The 21,740-nt window shown below is 69.4% G+C and carries 23 protein-coding genes; all 23 read right to left on the bottom strand.

Annotated features, from left to right (window positions below; all coding sequences use genetic code 11):
• Nucleotides 1–50: 50 nt before the first annotated feature.
• The 23 genes from ACGFZA_RS32840 to ACGFZA_RS32730 all read right to left on the bottom strand — a co-directional run bounded on the left by ACGFZA_RS32840 (nt 51) and on the right by ACGFZA_RS32730 (nt 21,692).
• Nucleotides 51–509, bottom strand: coding sequence for a hypothetical protein (locus ACGFZA_RS32840; protein WP_393683974.1), 459 nt, complete (start codon nt 507–509; stop codon nt 51–53).
• Nucleotides 510–598: 89 nt separating this feature from the next.
• Complete coding sequence (locus tag ACGFZA_RS32835; RefSeq protein ID WP_393683972.1) at nt 599–994, bottom strand: hypothetical protein; 396 nt, start codon at nt 992–994, stop codon at nt 599–601.
• A 23-nt stretch (nt 995–1,017) separates the two neighbouring features.
• Nucleotides 1,018–1,203, bottom strand: coding sequence for a hypothetical protein (locus ACGFZA_RS32830; protein ID WP_393683970.1), 186 nt, complete (start codon nt 1,201–1,203; stop codon nt 1,018–1,020).
• A 113-nt stretch (nt 1,204–1,316) separates the two neighbouring features.
• Nucleotides 1,317–1,757 carry a hypothetical protein gene (locus ACGFZA_RS32825; protein ID WP_393683968.1) on the bottom strand — a complete coding sequence of 147 codons (441 nt, stop codon included), beginning with the start codon at nt 1,755–1,757 and terminating at the stop codon, nt 1,317–1,319.
• Nucleotides 1,758–1,912: 155 nt separating this feature from the next.
• Entirely contained in the window at nt 1,913–3,487 is a 1,575-nt protein-coding gene (locus ACGFZA_RS32820) for a DNA cytosine methyltransferase (protein ID WP_393683966.1), read from the bottom strand.
• A gap of 57 nt (nt 3,488–3,544) precedes the next feature.
• Complete coding sequence (locus ACGFZA_RS32815; protein ID WP_393683964.1) at nt 3,545–3,667, bottom strand: hypothetical protein; 123 nt, start codon at nt 3,665–3,667, stop codon at nt 3,545–3,547.
• Between the two features lie 152 nt (nt 3,668–3,819).
• Nucleotides 3,820–4,470: a hypothetical protein gene (locus ACGFZA_RS32810; protein WP_393683962.1), complete on the bottom strand. Its 651-nt coding sequence runs from the start codon at nt 4,468–4,470 to the stop codon at nt 3,820–3,822.
• 234 nt (nt 4,471–4,704) lie between these two features.
• Nucleotides 4,705–5,619: a hypothetical protein gene (locus tag ACGFZA_RS32805; protein ID WP_393683960.1), complete on the bottom strand. Its 915-nt coding sequence runs from the start codon at nt 5,617–5,619 to the stop codon at nt 4,705–4,707.
• A gap of 66 nt (nt 5,620–5,685) precedes the next feature.
• Nucleotides 5,686–6,822: a PD-(D/E)XK nuclease family protein gene (locus ACGFZA_RS32800; RefSeq protein ID WP_393683958.1), complete on the bottom strand. Its 1,137-nt coding sequence runs from the start codon at nt 6,820–6,822 to the stop codon at nt 5,686–5,688.
• Between the two features lie 25 nt (nt 6,823–6,847).
• On the bottom strand, nt 6,848–8,017 hold the full coding sequence (locus ACGFZA_RS32795) for an AAA family ATPase (protein WP_393683956.1): 1,170 nt from the start codon (nt 8,015–8,017) through the stop codon (nt 6,848–6,850).
• A 27-nt stretch (nt 8,018–8,044) separates the two neighbouring features.
• A complete protein-coding gene (locus ACGFZA_RS32790; protein ID WP_393683954.1) occupies nt 8,045–8,395 on the bottom strand; it encodes a hypothetical protein in 351 nt (116 codons plus the stop codon).
• Nucleotides 8,396–8,623: 228 nt separating this feature from the next.
• The gene (locus ACGFZA_RS32785) at nt 8,624–9,184 is read right to left on the bottom strand and encodes a hypothetical protein (RefSeq protein ID WP_393683952.1); all 561 of its coding nucleotides are present in this window, start codon (nt 9,182–9,184) and stop codon (nt 8,624–8,626) included.
• Between the two features lie 153 nt (nt 9,185–9,337).
• A complete protein-coding gene (locus ACGFZA_RS32780; RefSeq protein ID WP_393683950.1) occupies nt 9,338–9,601 on the bottom strand; it encodes a hypothetical protein in 264 nt (87 codons plus the stop codon).
• Nucleotides 9,602–9,603: 2 nt separating this feature from the next.
• A complete protein-coding gene (locus ACGFZA_RS32775) occupies nt 9,604–9,822 on the bottom strand; it encodes a hypothetical protein (RefSeq protein ID WP_326737034.1) in 219 nt (72 codons plus the stop codon).
• Between the two features lie 8 nt (nt 9,823–9,830).
• Complete coding sequence (locus ACGFZA_RS32770) at nt 9,831–10,712, bottom strand: glycoside hydrolase family 25 protein (protein ID WP_393683947.1); 882 nt, start codon at nt 10,710–10,712, stop codon at nt 9,831–9,833.
• A 60-nt stretch (nt 10,713–10,772) separates the two neighbouring features.
• Complete coding sequence (locus ACGFZA_RS32765) at nt 10,773–11,135, bottom strand: hypothetical protein (RefSeq protein ID WP_393683945.1); 363 nt, start codon at nt 11,133–11,135, stop codon at nt 10,773–10,775.
• Nucleotides 11,136–11,206: 71 nt separating this feature from the next.
• Nucleotides 11,207–11,416 (bottom strand): hypothetical protein, encoded by a 210-nt coding sequence (locus ACGFZA_RS32760; protein WP_326737037.1) that lies wholly within the window; start codon nt 11,414–11,416, stop codon nt 11,207–11,209.
• A complete protein-coding gene (locus ACGFZA_RS32755) occupies nt 11,413–13,653 on the bottom strand; it encodes a hypothetical protein (protein WP_393683942.1) in 2,241 nt (746 codons plus the stop codon). The genes ACGFZA_RS32760 and ACGFZA_RS32755 overlap by 4 nt, the downstream gene beginning before the upstream one ends.
• A gap of 3 nt (nt 13,654–13,656) precedes the next feature.
• Entirely contained in the window at nt 13,657–14,745 is a 1,089-nt protein-coding gene (locus ACGFZA_RS32750) for a hypothetical protein (protein WP_393683940.1), read from the bottom strand.
• Between the two features lie 2 nt (nt 14,746–14,747).
• A complete protein-coding gene (locus ACGFZA_RS32745) occupies nt 14,748–15,689 on the bottom strand; it encodes a hypothetical protein (protein ID WP_393683938.1) in 942 nt (313 codons plus the stop codon).
• Nucleotides 15,690–15,699: 10 nt separating this feature from the next.
• On the bottom strand, nt 15,700–16,599 hold the full coding sequence (locus ACGFZA_RS32740) for a phage distal tail protein (protein WP_393683936.1): 900 nt from the start codon (nt 16,597–16,599) through the stop codon (nt 15,700–15,702).
• Complete coding sequence (locus tag ACGFZA_RS32735; RefSeq protein WP_393683934.1) at nt 16,599–21,410, bottom strand: phage tail tape measure protein; 4,812 nt, start codon at nt 21,408–21,410, stop codon at nt 16,599–16,601. Before ACGFZA_RS32735 ends, ACGFZA_RS32740 begins: the two co-directional genes overlap by 1 nt.
• On the bottom strand, nt 21,411–21,692 hold the full coding sequence (locus tag ACGFZA_RS32730; protein WP_393683932.1) for a hypothetical protein: 282 nt from the start codon (nt 21,690–21,692) through the stop codon (nt 21,411–21,413).
• Nucleotides 21,693–21,740: the final 48 nt, after the last annotated feature.

Here is a 21,740-nt window from a genome sequence, read left to right as displayed (position 1 = left end):
CGGGCCACCGATGCGATGGGGGTGCGCGCATCGGGGCGGCCCGGTCCGGGTCAGTGCGGGTGGGCCGCGGGCATTTCGCCGCCTTCGGCAAGCTCCAGCAGTGCGCGGCGGGCCAGGCGCGCGACGTCGCCCAGCAGCGCGATCACCGAATGGGCGTAGTCGTCCGCGGTGGCATTGGTGGCGGCCAGGTACAGGGCCTTGCAGGTCTCCTTGTCGTCGTTGGCGAAGGCGGTGATGAACCGCAGGGAGAAGGCGTGCGCGGGGTGCAGGGGTTCGTCGTCCGGGCTCTGTGGGGCCAACGCCCACTGAATTTCGGGGCCTTGGTGCCCGTACAGGCGCAGGAGGGTGTGGCGGGCGGCGTCGGCCAGGCCGCAGCACACGCCGTACATCTGCTGGCCATTGCTGTTCCGGAGTATGTCGCCCATCAGGTTCGACGCGGTCTGGAAGTCGCAGTCGATGGCGCAGGTGATGGCGTCCATGAGGAGCTGGGCGCGCCGGGAGGTGTTCATGATGATCGGTTCCTTACCTGGATGGGTTGGGTGGGCCGCGCCCGCGGGGGTGTGGACACCGCGGGCGCGGCCCGGATCAGGGGGGTGGGTCAGGCGGCGAGGAGGGAGAGGCTGTCGGCCCAGGTGCGGCCTCCGGACGCCCATGCCACGGCGTGCAGGCCCATGCGCTTGGTGGGCTCGTCCAGCAGACTCAGGTTCGCCAGGGACAGGGCGTGGCGTCCGGTCAGGAGACAGGCCAGCCGCAGGACCTGCCATTCGACGGGGGTTCCGGTCAGGGGCCCGTCGCCGGCGGACAGGCATGTGGAGGCGACCTGGCGCCAGGCGATGCGGGATCGGCCGTCGTCGTCGTGGATCAGACCGGTCCGCTCAAGTTCGGGCAGCCAGTGCCCGTGGTGGGTGATCAGCCACACGGCGGCCTCTTCCTGCCAGGCGCCGGCGGCGCGCTCTGCGAGTCGGGTGGCGAGGTCGGTCGTGTCGGGGTTCATGAGTTCTCCAAGAGGTGTTCGGGTCAGCGAGTGGTGCGGGGCTTGGGTGTGTGTCCGACGTGCCAGCCACCGCAGCTCCGGTTACGGCACTGGTAGGCGGCCACGCGTACGGCGCCGTTGGCGATGAGCCGGTCACGGTGCTCTTCTGCCTTCTCCTGGGTGTCGTGGCGCCTCTTGCCGGTGCAGGCGCGGTTCTTGGTGCGGATCACTGCGAGCCGCCCGTTCCGGCCGCCGGGGCGGGGGTGGGGTGGCGCATCGGCGTCTCCAAAAGGGGGTTGGGCCCGCCACCCACCCCCTTCGCTGGAGGCGGGACGGGGGCGGGTCAGGTGATGCTGGTGAAGTCGAGCTGCAGCTGTTCCTGCTGCTTGGCCTTCTCCGCCTGGCGGCGCGCCTCGATCTCGCGGGTCGCCTGCCGGCAGGAGGGGCAGACGCGTTCGTCGTTGCGGGTGTGGCTTTTGGCCCCGGCTTCGGTGCCGCAGGAGGGGCGCAGTTTCGGCTCGGCCAGCTCCTCGTCGCTGACGTCGTCGAGGGCGTCGATGACTTCGCCGTTGCACCACAGGCGGCCGCCGGCGATGCCGTCGAACTTGACCTGGGCGGGTTTGATGGTGGCGATGCACTCGGCGCGGAACGGGCACGGCCCGCACGTCGGCAGCTGGGGTCGGCACAGGTCCTTGATGTCGTTCGCACTGCTGCAGGCGTCCTGATTGGGTGCGAAGCCGTCCAGGCCGCTGCACGGTGCGCGAAGAGCCCACGCGCCGGTCACACCTGCTCCTCGGAGTGGTGGGCGGAGGCTTCGGCCGGGCGCCGAGCGGATGCCGCCCAGCGGTCGGAAGTGGTCACAGAGGGGCTCCAAGAGGTCGGTTCCAGGTGGCGAAACGGGGCGGCGGGCCGGGCCGGCCGGGCCTGGCCCGCCGGGTGTCACAGAGCGGCCGTTGCCGACCTTTCGAGGGCGGCCCTGATGCGCTCGCCGAGGTGCCGGGCGACGTTCACCGACACGGCGTTACCGCCCTGCATGGTCTGCTCGGCCTGGGTGCCCAGGACGACGTACCGGTGGGGGAATCGCTGGGCTTCCAACTGCTCGCGGGGCTTGAGCATCCGGAAGAAGCAGTCCTCCACCGCGGGCGCCGTGTTCAGCAGCGCGGCGGAGTCGCGTGTCGTCATCGTGTGCACCGGTTCGCCCGCAGTCCTGACGGCTGCCTTGCGGTACGGGATGACCAGGGAGTTCCGGAGCTCCACCGGGACGGGCCCGCCGGGGACGACCAGGCCGTGGTGGTTGCCCTGGGCGGTGACGGCGGTGACCGGGTCGGTTGCCAGTGCCGGGTTGGCGTTCTGGCGGTACGTGATCACGAACGGCTCCGGGTCGACGGTCACCAGGGCCTCGCTCTCGCGGGTCAGCCGGGCACGCATCGGGTCGGCGGTGTCGCTGCAGGCGGTGTTCCAGCTGCCGCCCGTCGGCACAAGCAGCGCCTCGCCCTGCTTGATGGTGCGGGTAGTGAACGGCCGCTCACCCACCGCGTAGGCCCGGTCTGTGCCGTCCTTGCCGTGGTTGAGGGTGATCGAGGACGGTTGGTGAGGGAACTTGGCCAGGCCCGCGCGTATGCGGTCCGTCGTGGTCTCGGCCAGCGGCTTCTTGCGGTCGCCGATGCGCTGGCCGAGGTCGTCCCAGTTGATGACGGAGGCGGCCGGGCGCACGTACGGCTCGACCTCGGCGTGACGGCATCGAGTGCTGGGGCACCGGTAGCTGTAGTCGCGCCGGTACTTCCCGATGCGGACACCGCGCTCGAACCAGACCTTCCTCGCGTGGACGTCCTTCCCGCACTCGAAGCAGAACGCCAGCGGGCGGGGCTCCAGGTCCGGCTTCGGCATGCCCTTGAGGCGGAAGCAGAGGTAGATGCGGTCCCGCCACTGCGGGGCACGCAGGTTGGTGTCGTCGCCGACGTGCGCGGAGGTGGCGCACAGGATCTGCGGGGGCTCGTAGCCGAGCTCCGTCATGGCCTTGACCCAGGTCTTGAACAGGACCCAGCACAGGGCGAACTCGACGACGTTCTCGATGACGACGTACGGGAAACGCTTCGCCTCGCAGGCCCGCACCACGCACCAGGCGGTGGCCCGGGTCCGCTCGAACGCGTCTGGCGTCAGGGCCTCCCAGGACTCGGCGTCGTCGTCGTCGCCGAGCTGGTCCAGGACCTCGAACAGGTTGAGCTGGTCGGTCTGGTGAACGCGGCCGCCGGCCGGGGACACCTCGGTGCAGATGATGCTTGCCCACAGAAGCAGGGCGCGGGGCAGGAACCGCATCGGGTACCCGCTGACGTCGGCGGTCAGGTGCTCGATGGTGGGGTGGTTCACGGCGTGCGAGTCCATCGCGGTCTGCCAGTGGTTCATGGCGAGCTTGCCCTTCCATCCGGCCTCCACCAGGCCGGATGAGGACCCGCCGGCCCCGGCGAGCAGGTCGTTGAACGTCAGCTCGACGTCGCGGGGAAGAGTGGCCAACAAGGTGTTCTCCAAGGGGTGTGGGACGGCCTCGCCCCGATGGGGCGAGGCCGAAGCGCGTCAGGTGCGGGCGGGGCAGGGGCCGGTGAGGCGGGCAATCAGCAGCGGCAGGGCAGCGGTGTCGCCGATGCGGCGGGCGTAGTTGATGGCCTCACCCAGCTCGGCGCGCTCGGCATCGGTCACGGGGTGGGCGATAACGCACCAGCACTGGCGGGCCGGGGCGGGCGCCGGCTTCGGCTCAGGGGCTTCGGGGGTGGTGTCCACGGGGGGTGTCTCCAAGAGGTACGGCGCGGCCCCGCACGCGGCGGTGCGGGGCCGGGCGGGTCGGGTGTGGGTCAGGCACTGATCGGGGTGACGAAGACCGTGCGCACGACCAGGCGGCGGTGCCAGACGGTCAGCGGCCACTCGGTGTCGCCCTGCTCGTGGATCAGCTGCCAGCCGTCCTGGTCCAGCTGGTGGGTGCGGACCCCGTACTCCTTGACCGCTTCCAGGTGGGTGTCGAACGGGCCGACGATCCGCCCGTCCGCGGCGTGCTCGGGGCAGACGCCGAGGAAGCCGACCCCGTACAGCTGCGAGGGGTTGATCAGGGACTCGCCGAGGACCTGCCCTGCGGTCTTGGTGTCGACGTCGAGCAGGTCCTTCAGGTACATCGCGATCGCGGCGAGCATCGGCCCGACGCCGGCGGCGTACCGACCGTGTTCGCCTTCGGCGGTCGAGTCGTAGATCAGGGCGTCGAAGTTCGGGTTGTCCTCGTGGCTGCGCAGGGTCCGCCAGCCGGTGACGTCGTCGAGGCGGTCGGGCAGGGAGTGCTCGTCTGCGACGACGAGGTGCGTGCCGTCGGGCAGGTTGACGTAGATGACGGTCTCGCCGCCGCAGGTCTCGATGTCACAGGCCAGTCCGGCCGCGCGCAGGGGCGTGGTGACGCTTTCGTACTGGCACCAAAGGGCCTGCCACTCCGGCCGGTTCACGCGGCCGTGGTCAGGCATGGGGGCGAGGGTCATCATGATCTCCAAGAGGTGAGCGGTCGAAACAGTACAGAGTTGTGGCACATCTGTGAACCCAGGCGAGATGGCTGCCCGCCACCTGAAGCCCGTTCGGGCTCGACGCTGGCCATGCCGCCGATGACGTGGTTCACGATGCATTCCCTTCCGGCTGGTGAGCGGGGGCCCTTCCCCTCGCCATTCCTCTTATTCTAGTCGCATTTGGGTGGGGGTCCAGTTTCATTTTTCAGGCGACCGAGCGCCACCAGGTGCTTCCCGCGCAGCCCGCGCCGCTTGGCGGGCCAGCCGTCGGGCCGCCTCCACGTCCTGCGGGCGGTCGTGGGCCACCTGGCGGGCCTCGGCGAGGTCGGCGTGCCAGTTCTCCATGAAGTCCCGCTGTGACTGCCGCTCCGCCTCCGCCCGCTCGCGGTCGCGGGCCGCGCGCTCGGCGCGTGGATTGGTTTTGCAGCCACGACAACTGGCTGCGGGCGTGGCGTGCTTGGGGCAGCCGCGCGGCTCCCCTGCGGCGTCAGCCGCGGGGGTAGGGGGGGAAGGAAGGAAAGCAGTAGAAGAAGGAAAAGAAGGGGTTCCCCTGGGGGAACGCTTGGGGTTCCCCTGCGGCAACCCTTGGGGTTCCCCCGGGGGAACCCTGGGCTGAGTCTGGTCAGGGTTCCCCCGGGGGAACCCTGACTGCTTCACTCCCTCGCCGGCGGCCAGCGACATCGCGTCGAGGTCAGCTCGCGCGTCGATGTCCTCGTGTGTCATCGCAGGCTTGGACGGAGCTGCGCGAGCGACGCCTGGGCGAGCCAGGCGCGGGTTCTTCGGCGCGGCGTCGGCGGCCTGGAACCGGGTGTCCAGGTCGTCGTTGGACGGGATCGCGGGCACTCCCAGCGGGAAGACCTTGTACACCGCCCGCCGTCCGAGCATGCCGACCTCCACTCGCTCGATCAGGCCCTTGGCGACCAGCTCGGTGACGATGGTCGTGCACCGCTTCTCCCCGACGCCGACCCACGCGCGGACACGCTTCATGCCCGGCTTGGACAGGCGGGTCTCGTCGTCGGCCGAGTCGCCGATCTTCATCAGGGCCAGCTTCTGGCTCTGGGTGACCACGTCGGCGGGTAGGTACGCGGCGACGAGCATCAGGTGAATGGACAACGGAACTTCCCCTTTTCACGGCACGCTGCCGCCCGCCCGGGTCACGGGCGGGCGGCAGGGTGGCAATCAGGCCTTGTAGGCCCGCACGTTGATGGTCTTGGGCGTCTTCTGCGCGGTCTTTCTCTCCGGGACCGCGAGGCCCGCCTCCTTCAAGTTGGCGACCATCCGCTTCTCGTCGGGCACCATCGGCACCGTCAGGCCCGCCGACTCGTGGAGGTCGACCATGGCCTGCAAGTCGCCGGACCAGACGTCGTTCCCGCCGAGCCACACCAGTTCGTTCGCGCCGTACACCCCCGCCGGCGAGAGGTCGACCTTCTTGCGCGCCAGGGCCTTCATGCGGTTGCCCTGCAGCGCCAGCTCGTGACCCTGCACGTACTCCGCCAGGGCTTGAGTCCGGTCGGCGTCGTCGTGGATGAGCACGGTCTGTACGGCAGCGCCGGGGCTCTCGGGGAGGCCCCAGCAGGCCGTCATGAACGGGCAGTGGTCGCAGATGGCGTCCAGGCCCGGCCCGTCGAAGTCGCGGCGCCCCTCCTCGGGCGACTTCAGCTCCCGCACGCGCTGGACCCACCAGCGGGCGCGCGTGGCCTCGTTGGGGTCGAAGTCGAACTCATCGATGAGCTCTTCGCCGTTGTCGCGGTTGACGAAGCGGAAGCGAATCCGGGCAACCTCCAGCGGGCCGAGTCTGGCCAGGTACCGCTGGCCGCTCCGGTCCTCGAAGCCGACCGTGCGCAGCAGGTCCGCGTACAGGTAGACCTGGCGCAGCTCAGCCGCCGAGGGCCCGTAGCGGCGCACCTTCTCCCACAGGTATGTGGACTTCGTCTTGACGTCCTCCACGGTCACCCCGTGTTCGGCGGCCACCTTGGGACGGTGCCGGGCCGGTACGCGGGCGGCGGTGTCCTGGTCGAGCTGCACGGCGTCGATGTGGCCCCGGATCGTGTCGTCGGCCACGGCTCGCTCCACCAGCCAGCCGTACTCGGTGCGGGCGGCGCCCAGCAGGCCCTCGTGTATGTAGGTGCCCAAGATCGCGGCACGCTTCTCGGACCAGTCGGAGGGGGTGGTCCCGAACAGGACGTAGGCGGCGCGGCGCTCGCACACGGTGTCGGATGCACCGAGCTGGCGCTGCAGGGATCTCGGCCGTCTGGCGTCGACATCGTGAGCGGCTGCCCACAGGGACACGGCGTCTTCCACAGGTTGTGCGGTCATCGGGTACTCCTGGAAGTAGGGCGGCTCAGCGCCGGGCGGGGGCCTTGGCGGCAGTGGTCTTGGCGGGTGTGCGCTTGCGTGCGGGCCGGCGCGTCGGTTCCCGCACGGTCACGTCGCCTGGGTCGACGACGGGTGCCTCGGCGGCCTGCCGCTCGGCGGCGGCCCGCAGCTTGTCGGCGTCGCTGACCGGGCCCTGGCCCATCTCGGTGGGCGGGTTCTCGAGGACGGTGACCTTCCGCTCGATCGCCCCACGGATGGAAACGACTTCGGCGCGGGTCAGGCCGGTGTCGGGCTCGGCGGAGTCCCACCACAGTTGGCGCAGCTTCTCGACGTCCTGCAGTTCGTCGACGTCGTTGTCCTCCAGCCACGCCTGCACGCGGTCACCGATCAGGGCGGGCATCTGCCGGGGCTGGGAGTCCATGGAGCAGCCGAGCCGGTTGAATACCAGGTCCTCGACGGTGAAGTTCTCCAGGTTGAGCGGCTTACCGTCCTCGACCCGCAGCTGCAGCGAGCGGGCCTTGATGACCTGCGGGTGCCTGCCGCGGCGCATGCGGACCCACACCGAGCAGTCGAACGCCAGGTCCTTCTGGGCCTGGACCTTCCACTCCCTGAGGACGCGGCCGCGGTTGTCCTTGACGGGCTTGCCGCCCTCGTCGATGGCGGTGATCTGCTTGCCCCGGGCGGTGATGATGGCGATGCCGGGGAAGGTCTGCAGCAGGTGGATGACTTCCAGCCACCGTTCGGTGGCGTCGTTCCACAGGTTCATGCCGACGTCGATCGAGGCGTCCGGGTTCTCCTGCAGGAGAGCCGCGTTGTTCCTGCTGCGCCGGGCCCGCTCGTTGGTCCAGGTCTTGAGCATCCGCCACAGAGCGGTGCCCGAGTCGACGGAGAGCACCACGGGCGGCTCGCCGGCGGCCGCCGCCCGGCGGGCTTCGAGGAACACGGCCCGGATCTGCTCCAGGATGTCCCGGTAGGTGCCGTCGTGCTCGATGATCAGGTAGCGGGCGCCGTCGATCGCCGCGTACTCGTCGGCGCTGCCTTCGGCGAGGTCGACCCAGTACATCTGGCCGACGAGCTCGGAGGCGGAGAACTCGGCGGCGGAGTACGTCTTTCCGGCGCCCTCTTCTCCTTCGAGGAGGATCAGGGGCCACGGGACGATGCCCGTGGGTTTGCGGGTTTTCAGCTTGATTCCCATCAGGCCTGCTCCAAGAGGTCGTTGGTCTCATGCGGCGCGCAGCGCCCGGGTCTCGAACAGCGGCGCCCACCGGGCGTTGCGTTCGATCAGGAGCCGCACGTACCGGCTGCGGAAGTTGTTGTTGAGCCGGAAGACATCGCCGCTGGTGGCTTCGCCGTAGCGCCATCGCAGGAGCTCGAAGAGCATCCCGATGCCGACGCGCTTGAAGCCCTTGGCGACGCAGTCGGTGGTCAGTGCCTCCAGGTGCCGCAGCACCCACGGATTGAGGTCGTGGAACGCCTCGAACCGCTGCTGGATGGACTGGCCGGGACGGATTGCGGGCTGCTGGACCGGCTGGATGTCGCCCAAGCCGGGCAGTTGCTGCTGGTAGATGGGCACGAGACCCCCGAAAGCGCACTCACACTTGAATGGTGTGGCACATCTTTACTGATGCGAGTCACGTGATCAACCAGCAAACTGCACCCGACACCACATTGGCGGGTCGGGGAGCGGGTCATCCGCGAGGCGGCATACATGCATCCCCCAAGAACATAGGCAGCGTCGCACCCTGCGACGCTGCCCTTATTGTACCGCCACTTTATCGGGGGGTCTAGCTGTTTCCCCAGGTCAGACGGCCTTCGCGGCAAGTCCGCGGGGGACGATGACGGATCCGGGGCCGTTGTACCGCTTCTGCTTCAGCGCCGCCGCAACCTGTGTGTTGATCGCCCACGGCAGGGTCCTGGACTTCGCCTGCAGCTCCGGCGCCGCCGCGATCAGGGTGTCCAGCAGCCACAGCTTCGACCCAGACAGCTGGTAGTCCGCCGGCACCGTGAACGGCCCCTTCCGCACCATGGCCGCCATGCTCTGCTGGCTGGCCACGCCGAACAGCTGTGTCGCCTCCTGCAGGCCCAGCAGCGGCGGGATCTTCTCCACGCTCTGCGACCACGTCCCGGGTTCCTGCGCGGCAACGATCCGCTTCAGAGCCGCCTGGTCCAGCTCCTTGGGCCGTGGCGTCGTCTCCCCGAAACCTCGCACGAACGACAGCAGCCAGTACGGCGAGCCCGACACGATCACCGCGCGGTCGTAGTTCAGCACCCCGCGGGCCAGCCACTGCGTAACCTGCGTCGGCTTCACCCCGTAGAGGGCACCGAACTCCTGCCTGCCGGCCAGGAAAGGCTTCTCCGGCATCGCCGCCCCCTTGTCATCGAGCTCCACGTTTGCCCTTAGATTATAAGCAGCGCGGGCCCGGGCTGCTCTGTTCACCGGCTGCTAGGCTGACTGCTCCAAGAGGTCGAGGCCCCCACCGCGTGCGGTGGGGGCCTTGGTCTTTGCCGGCCTCAATCAGTCGAGCGGCGGCAACCGCAGTTCCGGGTCCTGGTACTGCGGCGGAGCCGCGTACCCCAGCAGCCAGCCGAAGCGCGGGCTGATGTGCAACTCGGCCCAGCGGAACACCAGGTAGTAGGCGCCCGCGAACGCCGAGGTCTCCAGGGACACGAGCACGGCGCTGTCCAGGTGCACGCCGAGGCTCAGCGCCTGGGTGATCAGCCATCCGGCGAGGATCGGCGCGAACGTCCGCACCAGCGACAGCAGGTAGTTGTAGAGCATTCTCACTCCTTGGGTTGGCGGGCGATCGCAGCGTTCGCCCAGAACATGACCTCTTCGAGCCGGAACAGGGCGGCCTGCTTCTCCGCTCCGGCCGGCAGCTCGGTGTTCAGCGTCAGCGCGAGGTCCAGGCACACCGTGCGGACGTCCTCGTGCGCCTGGCGCCGCGCGGCGGTGTCGGCCGGCTGGTACGTGAACCGGCGGATGATCTCTTCGGCGTCCACCCCGTCCCTCACTTCCGGCCGTAGGCGAGGGTGAACAGGTAGGCCCAGCCGCGCGGCCCGATGGCGACGTCGTGCGGCTTGCCCTTCTCCCGGAACTGCGGGTGCGCGGCGAAGAACTTGCCCACGCCGGCCTGCGTCCGCGCCCCGTAGTGGTCGGCCAGGTCCCGGTCACTGATGGTCAGGAATCCGGCCTTGCGCAGCGCCTTCTGCAGCGACTTCGCCGACGGCCGGGACTTGCCCGGCGCCAGGCCCGCGGGGAACTTCGGCGGTGCGTAGGGCTTTGCTGTCGCCGGCTTGGGCGTGAGCGGCTTGGTCGGCGGCCTGGGCGTGGTGGGCGCGCCGGCCCACTCCTTCCAGTCCTCGACCGTGGCGAAGTTGCAGACGTTGACGTCGGTGTGGTTGCGGATGCCGTACTGGTGAACCACCCATGGGTGCTGCACGCGCGGGTGGCCGGCTGCCGCGCCCGGGTCGGCGATCCACAGGCCGTCGCCGCACTTGCTGGTGGTGTCGCGGTTCTTCCAGTAGTCGAGGTTGCAGTACAGCACCACCCGCAGGTGCGGCCGCAGCTTCTTCACGGCCGCCAGGAACGCGTCCTTGTCCGCGCACGACGGCACCGTCCGCGACGTGGTGGTCTCCCAGTCGCACGCGAGGATGTCGCCGTCCCTGGGCTGGGCGCAGCGGATGAAGTACTCGGCCTGCGCCTGGATGTTGCCCGGCCACAGGAAGTGGTACCAGCCGACCTGCTTGTGCTCCTTGCGGGCGGCCGCGGCCTGCGCCACCCGCAAGGGGTTGGCGTAGGTACGGCCCTCGGACGCCTTGATGATGACGACGTCCACACCCGTCAGGTCGGGGTGTGGCTGCAGCGAACTGATGTCGATGGCCTTGATCATGTTGTTGCCCGGTGCTTCTCCCCCGCGCCGGACGAATGGTGCTGCGGCGGCGCAGCCCCGCTACGGGCCTGCGCCGATCCTGCTGGTGAACCAGAGCTGCACCAGGCCCAGCAGCAACGGGGCGACGAACACCGCCACCAGCCATTTGCGGGTGTTGGCAGCCTGCTGCTGGTCGCTCTCGCGCTGGCGGACCGCGGCGTCCTGCGCATCCTCAACGGCTTCGATCCGCTGGTTCACCAGACGCTGGTCGGCCTGGTAGACGTCCTTGGTGACCATCTGCTCGAACCGCTGGCTCATCGCGGCGAGATCGCCGCGCAGGTCGTCGCGAAGCTGCTTGATGCCGTCGCTCTGGTCTTCGCGTAGCTGCTGGAGCGTGCGGTGCAGCTCCCACAAGGTGGGATCGGCGTTCGGCGGCTGCGTCACCGCGCACTCCCTTGATTGGCGTGCCCCGCGCCGCATCCGATCTTACGGGCACGTGAAGACAGCACAGCGGGTCAAGACATCTCGGGCTGCGGGTCCAGGAGGATCGCCGACAGGATCGCCATGCTCTGCTGGCACAGGCCGCACTCGATGCTGGGCGTCCCGGCGTTGGAGTACAGCTCCGGAATGCTGAACGGGGGCTGGCCATAGTTCTCGCACGTCTCAGTGACGCACTGGGCCGCCGCATCGTAGAACTTGCCCGGTGCGAAGACGAGGTCGCTCATGATCCAACCACCATCCAGAAGACCGTCGTGGGTGCTGTGTTCGCGCGGGTGAGCCACACCGTCACCCCAGTGGCGCTGACGTTGGTGGCCCCCACCCCGGCCACCGTTGTCCCTGGCACGGTGGTGTTCGCAGTGAGGTACGCGCGGAAGGTCGTCCCGGCCACGTGCAGGCCGCTCACGGTGAAGCTCGTCGGGGTGTCGATCGCGCTCGGTGTGATCGTCACGGACCCGAAGGCCATGTTCCCCGCAGTCAGGCGCCCCGGCGCGGTGATCTTGTCTGCTCTCAGGACGATTTCGGAGTCGGCGGCGATCGGCCCCGTCTCGGAGTAGAGGTTGATTTCCGCCGCCGAGTTGCCCAGGTCGCTGCCGCTTCGCAGCAGGAGCTCGTACAGGCCTCCGCCCAGGTAGGAGTACAGCGCCCCCGCTTCTTCTTGCGGGTCGGTCTGGCCCGAGATGCCGAAGCGGACATCGCCGGCCGTCAACCCGGCGTAGTAGTTGAGGCCGAGCCGGGTGTCGTATGTGAAGTAGGCGCTGCGGCCGCTGCCGTCGTCGGGCACGATCTCGGCGAGGACCTTGCCCGTGCTGTCCGTGGCGAAGAAGCGGTTACCAGACAGGGCGAGGCGCGCGCCCGTCTTCGCCGTCTGGACTGTGGCGCCTGTGATGACGAGCCCGTCGATCGCGCCCGCGACGACGTTGCTCGCCGTGAGAGCGCCCATCTCGACGACCTCGATCGCGACCATGTCGATCTCGGCGGTCCCGCTGCCCCCGGTGTGGTTCACGAACACGATGGGGGTGATGTACCGGACGTTGGCGTGCAGCTGGCCCGGCGCGTTGGCATTCGGCCTGATGCCGCTGCCGGGGGTGGCAGAAGTGCCCTTGATGTACCCGGTGTACGTCACCCACCCGGTGCCGGCCGTCAGATCCTGGGCGTTGGCAGCCACGAAGAACTGGCTGGACGTCGAGTTCGCGCCCGTGACGTTCACCCAGGTCACACCGTCGGCGGCAAGTCCCGCGACACCCGCGTAGAACTTCTGGTTGGTGCCCGGTGTGCTGTTGGCGACGGTCTGCCGGACCCGGGCGCTCACCCGGTAGGTGACACCCGGATCGAACGGGATCTTGACGTCGGGCCGGTATCCGGCCGCGATGTGGCCGACGCAGCGCATCACGTTGCCACCGGACTGCGCATCGGTGACCGCGGCGGTCGTCATGGAACCGGGCCCGGATTCGCTCCACTTCGAGGCCTGGTCTCCGAAGTCGTAGAACTTCTGCCCGACCTGCCCCTGCAGCCCGACCGACAGCCGGTCGACGTTGATGGTCCCGGCGTTGATCGCGGAGGCATCGAGGTTCTTGATGGCTGCCTTGGACGCGTCGAACGTCCCGGTGATGATCTTGCTGGCGTCGAGGGAGGAGATCACGCCGGATGCGGCCGTGATGGTGCCGGTCGCGAACTTGTCGGCGGTAAGGGTGTTCACCGCCATCAGGTCGCCTGTCAGGCTCAGGGCCTTGATCTGGGTAGCGGTAAGGCTGGCGGTTACCAGGACGTTGGCGGCCATGCTCCCTACCGCGAGGCGATCGCCGTTGAGCTCTCCGACGACGAGCTTCGGTGTGGTGATCGAGCCGTCGGCTATCTCGACCTTGCCGACCGCTCCCGCTGCGATCTTCGCGCGGGTTACGGCGTCGTCGGCGAGTGCGAGTTCGCTGATGATGCCGTCCAGTACGGCCTGCGCGACGACGGGCGTCGGGCCGGCCGGTCCGGCAGCCGGGGAGGGGTCGGAGGCAACGCCGGAGGTGGAGACGCACACCAGACGCACCCACACCGGGGTTCCCGCCGGCACGGTCATCGTGCCGCCCTGCGCCGAGTAGAGCGCGGAGAACAGGGAGCCCTGGTCGGGGAAGTCCGGTTCGGTGGAGGAGTGCACCTCCACGTATGCGAAGTCGGCCGGGGCCTGGGCGCCGCCGGCGAACGAGCCGTCCCAGACCACGGCGACACCCCCGAGGACCGAGGTGATGGTGGGGGCTCCCGGCGCGGGCGGCGGCGGGCCGTTAACGGCTGCGACCGCAAGGGTGCCGTCCGGCTGCAGGCCGATACTGCCGCGCAGGTCTCCGCCGTCGTCGTAGACGGTGATGGCACCGTTCTCGATCGAGGAGTTCGCCAGACGGCTGGCACGGGAGAGGTCGCGCACCAGCCGTTCGAGGGTGGCGATCCTGCCCGCGAGAACAGCGAGGGTGTCAGGCAAAGGTCAGCCTCCGTACGTGAAGGAGTCGGCGCGCGCCAGGCGCACCGTCATCCGTTCCTGCTGGTCTCCCTGCGCCGGCGTGAGCGTCCATCCGGTCACTCGCGCCCACCCGTCGTAGTCGGTCCACTGGTCGTGGACCTGCACCCACACGTCGTCGCCGACGGCAAAGGAGCCGAAGCGGGCGGAGGGGTGGTCGATGAGGTCGACCTGCTGAATGTCGCCGCGTACCTGGCGCGCGATCCGCTCAGTGCGGGCCCTCGCCGCCAGCTGGTCCTTGCCCTTCACCGCGGGCAGGTCCATGACTTCTTCGAGCCGCAGGCGCCCGTCACGGACCGCGTCGATCGCGCGCAGCCGCGCCCGCCCCTCCCCCGAGCCGAGAGCGACGACGACCTGCGCGTAGGTGTCGCCGTCGTAGATGACCGGCTCTGGAATGGCGACGTTCACACCGGTGGTGAACGACACGTCCGTACGGCGCGTCCCAAGGCGCGGCCAGCCGATTCGGAACCTGCGCACCGGCACGTCGCCCGACCACTGGACCTGCTCGGTCCACTCCGGACCGCCGTCGGCCCCCACCGCGTCGACGATCAGATCCGCGAGACTGCGTGTCTCCCACCAGCCGGAGGCGTAGGGCTCCTCAGGGGTGCCGATCTTCGCCTTGGAGGTGGTGGCGTCGACGAGGACCTTCAGGTCGCCATCGGCCTGCTCCTGGCAGTACGCCCACACGTCCCGCATCAGTTTGCACGGGTCGCCGTACGTGTACGGACCCCGCCCGTTGAGGTTGCCGTGGAGGTCGTGGCGGCGCGCCAGGTACGAGGTGAACCCGGCGGCTTCGATCGGGTACCGGCCATCCTCCGGCTCGGCTCGCCAGATCATGCCTCCCCACATAAGTGTGGAGTCCCGCTGGGCGAAGAGCAGCGTGTTGCCGGGGTCGACCATGCTGCCCAGCACATGCGCCAGATGGGGCTCCAGCGTGGCCGTGAGGCTGCCCGGCCCGTTCAGCTCCGGGCCGTAAGCGACATCCGACAGCGGCAGGTCCCATGCCAGGACCTGCCCCGTCAGGGCGCTGCACGTCAAGTAGCGGTAGGAATGCACCGTTAGAAGACACCCTCTTCGAACTCCACATCCGCAATCGCGGTCGTGGCGGTATCGGCTTGCAGCGTCCCGGCAGCCGAGATGTTCATCGCGATCATGGCCTGCAGCAGCTGGGTGGTCCCGCGCGCCGACGCCGGCACGTTGATGGTGTCGGCGGAGATCAGCTGCACGCGCTGGGAGCGGTCACTGCTGCTGAACACGCCCGTGTCGAAGTTGATGCCCTGGCCCTGGACCGTGCCGAGCTTGAACGCAGCTTGCCCCCACACGCTGCCGGTGAGGACCTGCGTTGCGGCGACGGTGAAGACGATGCGGGCCTGCACGGCCCACGCGGGCACGGAGATGGCCCAGCGGGCGGCCGGCGGCCACGGCACGTACGTGCCTCGGGGGTTGCCGCCGAAGTTCTGCTCGGCGGTTGGGGAGGCCGTGTAAATCTGCCGGTCCCTGCGCGGGTTCGCGATGCCTCGCAGATCGGTGATCATCGCGGCGGTGATCGTGGCGCAGTTCGCCGGTATTCCTATTCGGGCCAGCGGAATGGCGGTCATCCCTGCCGGCGGCTGCGTTGCCATGGGGGCGACGTTGGAGACGACGTGGAAGTAGCCGATGTCGTCGCTGGCCGGGTTGAGCGTGCCCTCGTACTCCGGATCCGACACGCGCAGGACGATCATGTCGTTGCGGGCTGTCGCCCCGGTCGGGGCAACGCTCACAGTTCCCGAGCCCACGTTGTACTGGGTGTAAGAGCCCTGGCCCCAGGCCGCGCCCCGCACAATGCCGGAGCCGTCCGCTACCTGCACGCCCGCACCGGGCGTCGTCAGCGGGGCGACCTTCAGGTCGTTGTACTCGGTAACGCCCTGCGACCCGCGGGACAGGTCCCGGATCATCATGCGCATGGTGCGTGCGGGGTGGGTGCCGCCGTTGACCATCATCGGGGGCTGGATCAGCGTCATCGAAGTGTCCTCACAGGGCGGTGTAGGCGTCGCGCCACGACAGCGTCAGACGGCAGGTGTTGGTGTAGTCGGTGGCGGTCCACCGGATCTCGCTCTTGCCGGGCGGGATCTGGAACAGGTCCATGCGGCTGCCCGCCGTGAGGGCGGGGGCCGCGTTACCGGTCCCGTTGCGCAGCACCCAGCGCGTGCCGGGGCGGGTATCGATGTCGATGTGCTCGCCGGCGGCGAGGCCGATCTGCAGTTGCAGGTAGCGGCCGGTCTCCACCACCCACAACTTCGGGTTGGTGACCGGTCCGTCGATGCGAACCGTCGGCCAAGCCGCCAGGTCGCCGTCGTTGCGGACCCACCCGGGCCGCTCGTCCGGGTTCGACACCCCGGTGGTGATCGGGGCGACCACGGGCGCGGTGAAGCCCTGCGAGTCGTTGGAGATGTCCAACGACAGCACCAGCGACTGAGCGTCGTCGGCATGCCAGCGCGGGTCGGTCGCGGCGAAGTCCACTGTGAAAGGGATCCAGCCGTGGACGGCCTGGGCCATCGTCGCGGTCTCCACCCGCCGCCACCGGCCGTACAGGCGCCTGGCGTCCCGGCCGGGCAGCTTGGCCCGCAGCACCGCCAGTGCCCCAGCCGTACGGCGGGTCGTGTCCGACCCGGTGGCCTGCTGCACGCGGGCCAGCAGGTCCAGGGCGGCCGCCGGATCGTCAGGGGTACGGATACCGGCCTCGATGGACACGGTGCGCGTCCCGAACAGGTCGACGCCGGGAAAGCCGCCATCACCGGTGGGGTTGTCCACGTCGGCTGTACGCAGTTCCGGGGCTCCCAGACCGCTCACCTCGCCGACCGGCATCAGCGTGCCGGAGCCGAGCACCAGGCCCCCGCCAACGTCGAACTGGTAGTCCCCGAGGGTCGTCATCAGAGCTTGCCTCCTCGCTGCGCGGCACGAAGGCGCCGCATCACCTGCGCACCGATCTCCTGCGCAACCCCGCGGCCGCCCTGTCCGGACGTGACGGTCACGGGCATCTGGCCGATGAGCGGCCCCGTCTGCTCCTTCACGACGACGACCTGCACGCCACCGGCCGGCCGGGCATCCATCCGCATCGGGCCCGTCACCCCCTGGGCGGTGAGGGTGTAGCCGAACCGCTGGGCGACGTCCTCGAGTACCGCCGTGGCGTTCGGCCGCTTGGACTGCCCGAGCGGGATGTACGCCTCCCCGCCGGTGGAGGGCTCCGCGAACCGGACCAGGCCGTTGCTGGTGGCGTACAGGCCGGGTGTCAGGACACCGCCCTGGGCGTACGACAGTCCCTTGTTGGCCCGCCCCAGGTCGGCGACGAACTTCGTGGCCCGAGACCCCAGCGCCTTCTTCAGGCGGGACAGGCCCGCGTTGGCGACCTCGATGATGCGGTCCTCGCCGAGTTCGGTGACATCGGCGACCTGGTGGATGCCCGTCTTGCTCGACTTGATCGCCGAGATGATCGACAGCAGGTCCGCCAGGTCCTGGTCGGACAGCGTCGCGGAGGCCGCTTTGGAGGCCGAGTTGGCTTTCGAGGCGGCCGACTTGCTCTTGACGGCCTGCGCGGCCAGGTCGATGGCGGCCTGGTCGCCCTGCTCCGCCAGCCGCGCAGCCAGGTCCCCGTACCCCTGGGCCGCCAGCTTCGCCAGGTTCGTCTGGAACGCCGATGTCTGCTTGGCCGCACCGCCGAGCTGGCTGGTGTACTCCGACAGCGAAGCCTTCGCCGTCGCGGCCAGCTTCTCCAGATCCTTGGCCATGGCCTTCGTGTACTTCGAGCTGCCCGTGGCCATCTTGTGTGTAAGGGCGATGCCGTCGGCGCCCATCGCCTCCAACGCGTCGGCGACGTCCTGACCGGCACGGCGGGCCACCGTCGCCAGGTCCTTGCGCCACCGCTGCGCCTCCCGCAGCGCCTTGTCGAGGTTCTTGCCGAACTTCGACCAGTCGACGGCCGTGCCCTTCTTGTTCATGGAGTCCGACGCGATCGAAGACAGGGAGAAAAGGCCGTCCGTGCCACCGGCCGGCTGGTACGTCCAACCCGACAGTCCGCCCTCGGCATGGAAGTCGACGCTCGCGCCGAACCGGTGCGCGACCTCGGACAGGATCGTCTTGGAGCGTGCCCTCTTGGAGGAGGCGAGCGGGATGTACGCCTCCCCTGCGGTTTCAGGCTCGGCCCACACCCGCCAGGCACCGGCCGGGGCGATCTGCGCGACATGTGACTCGCGCATGCCACCTCCGGCGTAGAACGACAGCAGTGATCCGTCGGCCTGCGGCTGGGGCTTGTTCGCCCAGGGGAAGTCCGCCCCGGGCGCTATGCGCGGGATCACCGACACCGAGACCGGCGATGGCGGGTTCACGTTGACGGAGATCGTCTTCGTGCCGGGGATCTGTCGCACGCTCGCACCGATCGCGTCCAGCTGAGCCTGCACGGCCCCCATGTCGCCGGACAGCAGCGCCCCGGTCAGGGCCATGGCAGCCTCGCTGCCCTTCGTCTTGGCGACCTGCTGGATCAGCGTGAGCATGCCGGTCCACTCGGTGAGGGACTGCTGGCCCGCGGTCTTGAACGCGCCGGCGACGCCCTTCAGGTCCTCTGCGCTGATCGGCAGGTCCGCACCCCAGATCGCCTGCAGTTGGCTCATGGCGTCCTTCACGTCTCCGGACAGCAGGGCGCGTTGCAGGGCGTTCGCCGCGTCGGCGCCCTTGGCCTCCGCGACTTGTGCCAGCAGGCCCATTCCACGCTGCATCTGGACCTTGGCGGACGCGCTGCCCTTCTTCACCGCCCTGGCCATGTCGGTGACGGCCATCTCCTGCAGGACCTTCCCGAACTTGCGGGCGTCGTTGGTCTCTGCGGCCTCGGCGAACTTCTGTGCCGTCTTCTTGCCGTAGCGGGCGGCGATCGCCGGCAGTTGGTCCAGGCCCGCCCGGAACGCTTCCGTGGACCGGGACGAGGACTCGGAGAGGATGCCCTGCAGCTCGTCGGCGACCTTCGTCTTGCCCTTGGAGAGCTGCTTGACCAGCTCGTCCAGGATCGGAGCGGATCCCACCCCGAGCGTGGAGAAGTGGTCGGTCAGGCCCGTGTACCCGGACATGGCCAGCGCCGACAGGTTCTTCTGGAAGTCCCGCTGCGACTTCAGCTGCTTCTGCAGCTGGTCCATGTAGTCCTTGAGCGTCGCCCTGGCGTTCTTGTTGGACTTGGCGACCTTGTCCTGCGCCGCGGCCCACGCCTTGGCCGGGTCGACGATGCCGCCCAGGGCCTTCGCCATGGCCTGCATCTCCTCGGTGTACTCCGGCACACCGTCCTTGCCGGGCGGCACCAGGAGTTCCAGGGACCAGACCTTCGAGGCATTGACCCGTGCCTGCCGGACCTTGGCGTTGACGATGTCCATGTTGGCGGCGAGCTCGGACTGCTTCTTCACTGCGTTGGACCAGATGTCGTGCTGCGTGTCGATGACGTCCATCGCCGCGTTGCCCTCAGCGGTCAGCACGGTGCTGGCCTGCTTGGTCTGGGGGTTCACCAGGGTGAGCAAGGTGTCGCTGCGCAGCTTGGCCTTGAGGGCCGCGAGCTTCTCGCCACCGGACGTGATGGCGGTCAGCGCGTCGGCCATGTCTATGCCGGCCGCCTTCAGCTTGGCCGCGTCGTCGTCCTTGGTCAGCGACTCGGTCAAAGCTCGCAGTCCCGCACCTTCGTCGCCCTGCTCGTGCTCCGCGCGCAGGGCTGTCACGAGGTCATCGGTGGCGATCTTGGCCTTCTGCTTCGAGGCCGAGTACGCCGAGTACGCGATGACGCCTACGGCGAGGAGCGCCGTGAGGCCCGACACGGCCAGGCCCGCGCCCGCCAGCACTGCGGGCATCGCCGACTGGCCGGCCCGCGCAGCAGCCTGGGCGACCCGGAACTCGCGCCACTGCGCAGTCAGCTTGCTGACTACGACAAGGGCGAGCATGCCCCCCGCAGACACGGCGAGCATCCCTGCACCGATCTCCTTGAGCGGGCCGGGCGCGTCCGCGAGCGCCCCCGCGAACACCGACACGGCTTCGCCGACGGCCTGCAGGGCAGGCAGGAGCGCCCTTCCCAGGTCCATGCCCAGGGCCTTGCTGCGGTTGACGAACATGGCCCACTGGCCGGCTGTGGTGTCCATCTGCACCTGGAAGGCCCGCTGGGTGGCCCCCGCCCGCTCGACCTCGTTGGCGATACCCGAGTAGGCGTCGGCGTAGTTCTGGCCGTCGGCGGCCGCGAGCGCCAGGACCGCCCGGGATGCGCGCACGTCGTGGAACAGACCCGTGATCGCCTCGGCCTGGCCGTGCGTGGATTTCACCAGCTTGTTGACGACCACGTACAGGCCGTCCTGCTGCACCGCGGAGGCCGCCGAGTCGTAGCCGAGCGTCTTGATCGCCGTGCTCAGCTCGTCGGTGGGCTGCATCATCCGCGTGAGCATCATGTTCAGCGCGGTCACGGACTCCGCCGCGGGTATCCCGGCGAGGGTGATCGTGGCGATCGCTGCCGACATGTCGTCGAACTCCACGCCGGCGGCAGCCGCCATCGGCACCACACCGCCGAGGTGCTGGGCCAGTTCCTCGAACGAGATGACACCCTTGTTGACCGTCTGGAACATGATGTCCATGACGTCGCTGGCGTCTCCGGCCGTGAGGCCGTATGCCTTCAGGACACCCAGCAGGGCCCGCGAGGACGTCTCCGTGGTCGTCAGGCCCGCACTGGCGCCCTGCGCTGCCACCCCGAGGATCGTCATGGCGTCGGCACCGTCGAAGCCCGTGGAGACGATCTGGTAGAGGCCGTCGGCGAGTTGGTTCGACGACTGCGTCAGGTCCTTCGACAGGTCCACGATCTGATCGGTGAACGTCCCGACCGTCGACGAGTTGATGTCCTTGGAGATCGTCATGACGTTGGCCATGCGCTTCTCCAGGGCCACGGCCTGCGCGACGCCGGCGCCGAGGACCGCCGCCAGCACCACACCCGTCTTCAGATATCCGCTGTTGCGGGCCTGTGTGGCAGCCCGGGACTCAGCATCCGCAGCGGCCTGCGCCTGCCGTACGGCGGCCGCGTTCACCGCGGCGCGCTGCGCCGCTGCTGCCTCGGCCTCCGACCGGGCGGCGACCGCGGTCAGCGCCGTTCCGTCGGCGACCTGCCTCGCCTGAAGTGTCCGGTTGGACAGGGCCGCGCCACGAGCGGCGGCTGCCTGGGCCGCCGCGGCACGCCCCTCCTGCAGCGTCTGCGCCTGCGCGGCCTGCGCGGCAGCTCGGGCGGCCGCGGCCGCGGTGTTCTGTGCGGCGAGCGCCCCCCGGCCGGTGGCGACCTGGGCCCGGGCGGCCATGGTCTGGGCGAGCGCCTGCGCGCGCAGAGCGCGCTCCCCCGCCATCACGGCCGCCGCGCGTTCGGTCTCGGCCTTCGCTGCCAGGTTCGCTGCGAGGACCTGGGCCCGGCCGTTACGTTCGGCTGCGGCAGCAGCCGCCGTCTGCGCGGCCTGGGAGCGTTCCGCCGCGGCGGTGACGCGGGTCTGGCCAAGGACAGCATCCACGGAAGCGGACGCCTGCAGCCGGGCCAGCCGCTGCGTGGCCGACGACGTTTCCATCAAGGTCCGGTTGACCTGCTGCAGCTGCCCGTCGAACTGGCGCAGTTGCCCGGCACCGGATCGCAGCCCGCTGGTCAGGCCGGCCGTCTGCGCCTGCAGGTTGACGTAGAGGTTGTAGGCACTCGCGCCCACCTACTGCTCCTGTCTGGGCCTGAGCCCGATCTTGACCCCGCGCCCATCCGGTCCGTCCGGTACCTGCTCCCGCTCCATCTCCAGCAGCTCGCACCCCGGACAGGTGCTCGCATCGGCCACGTACGCGAACCGGTCCCCGCCCAGGTCCGGCCGCCACTCATCCGACCTGGTGCCGCAGCCCGTACACACCGCGCGGCTGAACGCCAGCCACGCCAGGGCCTTCGCCCGGTCCAGTGCCGACCAGCGGCCGTCACCCGCCCCCGTGAATTGACTGTGCGGCATTCCATAGGTGTGGCACAGATCCATTTCGGCACGGAAAGTCGGGTCAGC

The organism is Streptomyces sp. NPDC048211 (assembly GCF_043202315.1).
Classification (GTDB): domain Bacteria; phylum Actinomycetota; class Actinomycetes; order Streptomycetales; family Streptomycetaceae; genus Streptomyces.
This window is presented reverse-complemented; position numbering and strand designations above follow the sequence as displayed.

Coding starts and splice junctions, on each gene's coding strand:
- ACGFZA_RS32840 (WP_393683974.1), bottom strand. CDS start 509: ATGAACACCTCCCGGCGCGCCCAGCTCCTCATGGACGCCATCACCTGC.
- ACGFZA_RS32835 (WP_393683972.1), bottom strand. CDS start 994: ATGAACCCCGACACGACCGACCTCGCCACCCGACTCGCAGAGCGCGCC.
- ACGFZA_RS32810 (WP_393683962.1), bottom strand. CDS start 4,470: ATGCCTGACCACGGCCGCGTGAACCGGCCGGAGTGGCAGGCCCTTTGG.
- ACGFZA_RS32800 (WP_393683958.1), bottom strand. CDS start 6,822: ATGACCGCACAACCTGTGGAAGACGCCGTGTCCCTGTGGGCAGCCGCT.
- ACGFZA_RS32795 (WP_393683956.1), bottom strand. CDS start 8,017: ATGGGAATCAAGCTGAAAACCCGCAAACCCACGGGCATCGTCCCGTGG.
- ACGFZA_RS32785 (WP_393683952.1), bottom strand. CDS start 9,184: ATGCCGGAGAAGCCTTTCCTGGCCGGCAGGCAGGAGTTCGGTGCCCTC.
- ACGFZA_RS32780 (WP_393683950.1), bottom strand. CDS start 9,601: ATGCTCTACAACTACCTGCTGTCGCTGGTGCGGACGTTCGCGCCGATC.
- ACGFZA_RS32770 (WP_393683947.1), bottom strand. CDS start 10,712: ATGATCAAGGCCATCGACATCAGTTCGCTGCAGCCACACCCCGACCTG.
- ACGFZA_RS32760 (WP_326737037.1), bottom strand. CDS start 11,416: ATGAGCGACCTCGTCTTCGCACCGGGCAAGTTCTACGATGCGGCGGCC.
- ACGFZA_RS32745 (WP_393683938.1), bottom strand. CDS start 15,689: ATGACGCTGATCCAGCCCCCGATGATGGTCAACGGCGGCACCCACCCC.
- ACGFZA_RS32740 (WP_393683936.1), bottom strand. CDS start 16,599: ATGACGACCCTCGGGGACTACCAGTTCGACGTTGGCGGGGGCCTGGTG.
- ACGFZA_RS32730 (WP_393683932.1), bottom strand. CDS start 21,692: ATGCCGCACAGTCAATTCACGGGGGCGGGTGACGGCCGCTGGTCGGCA.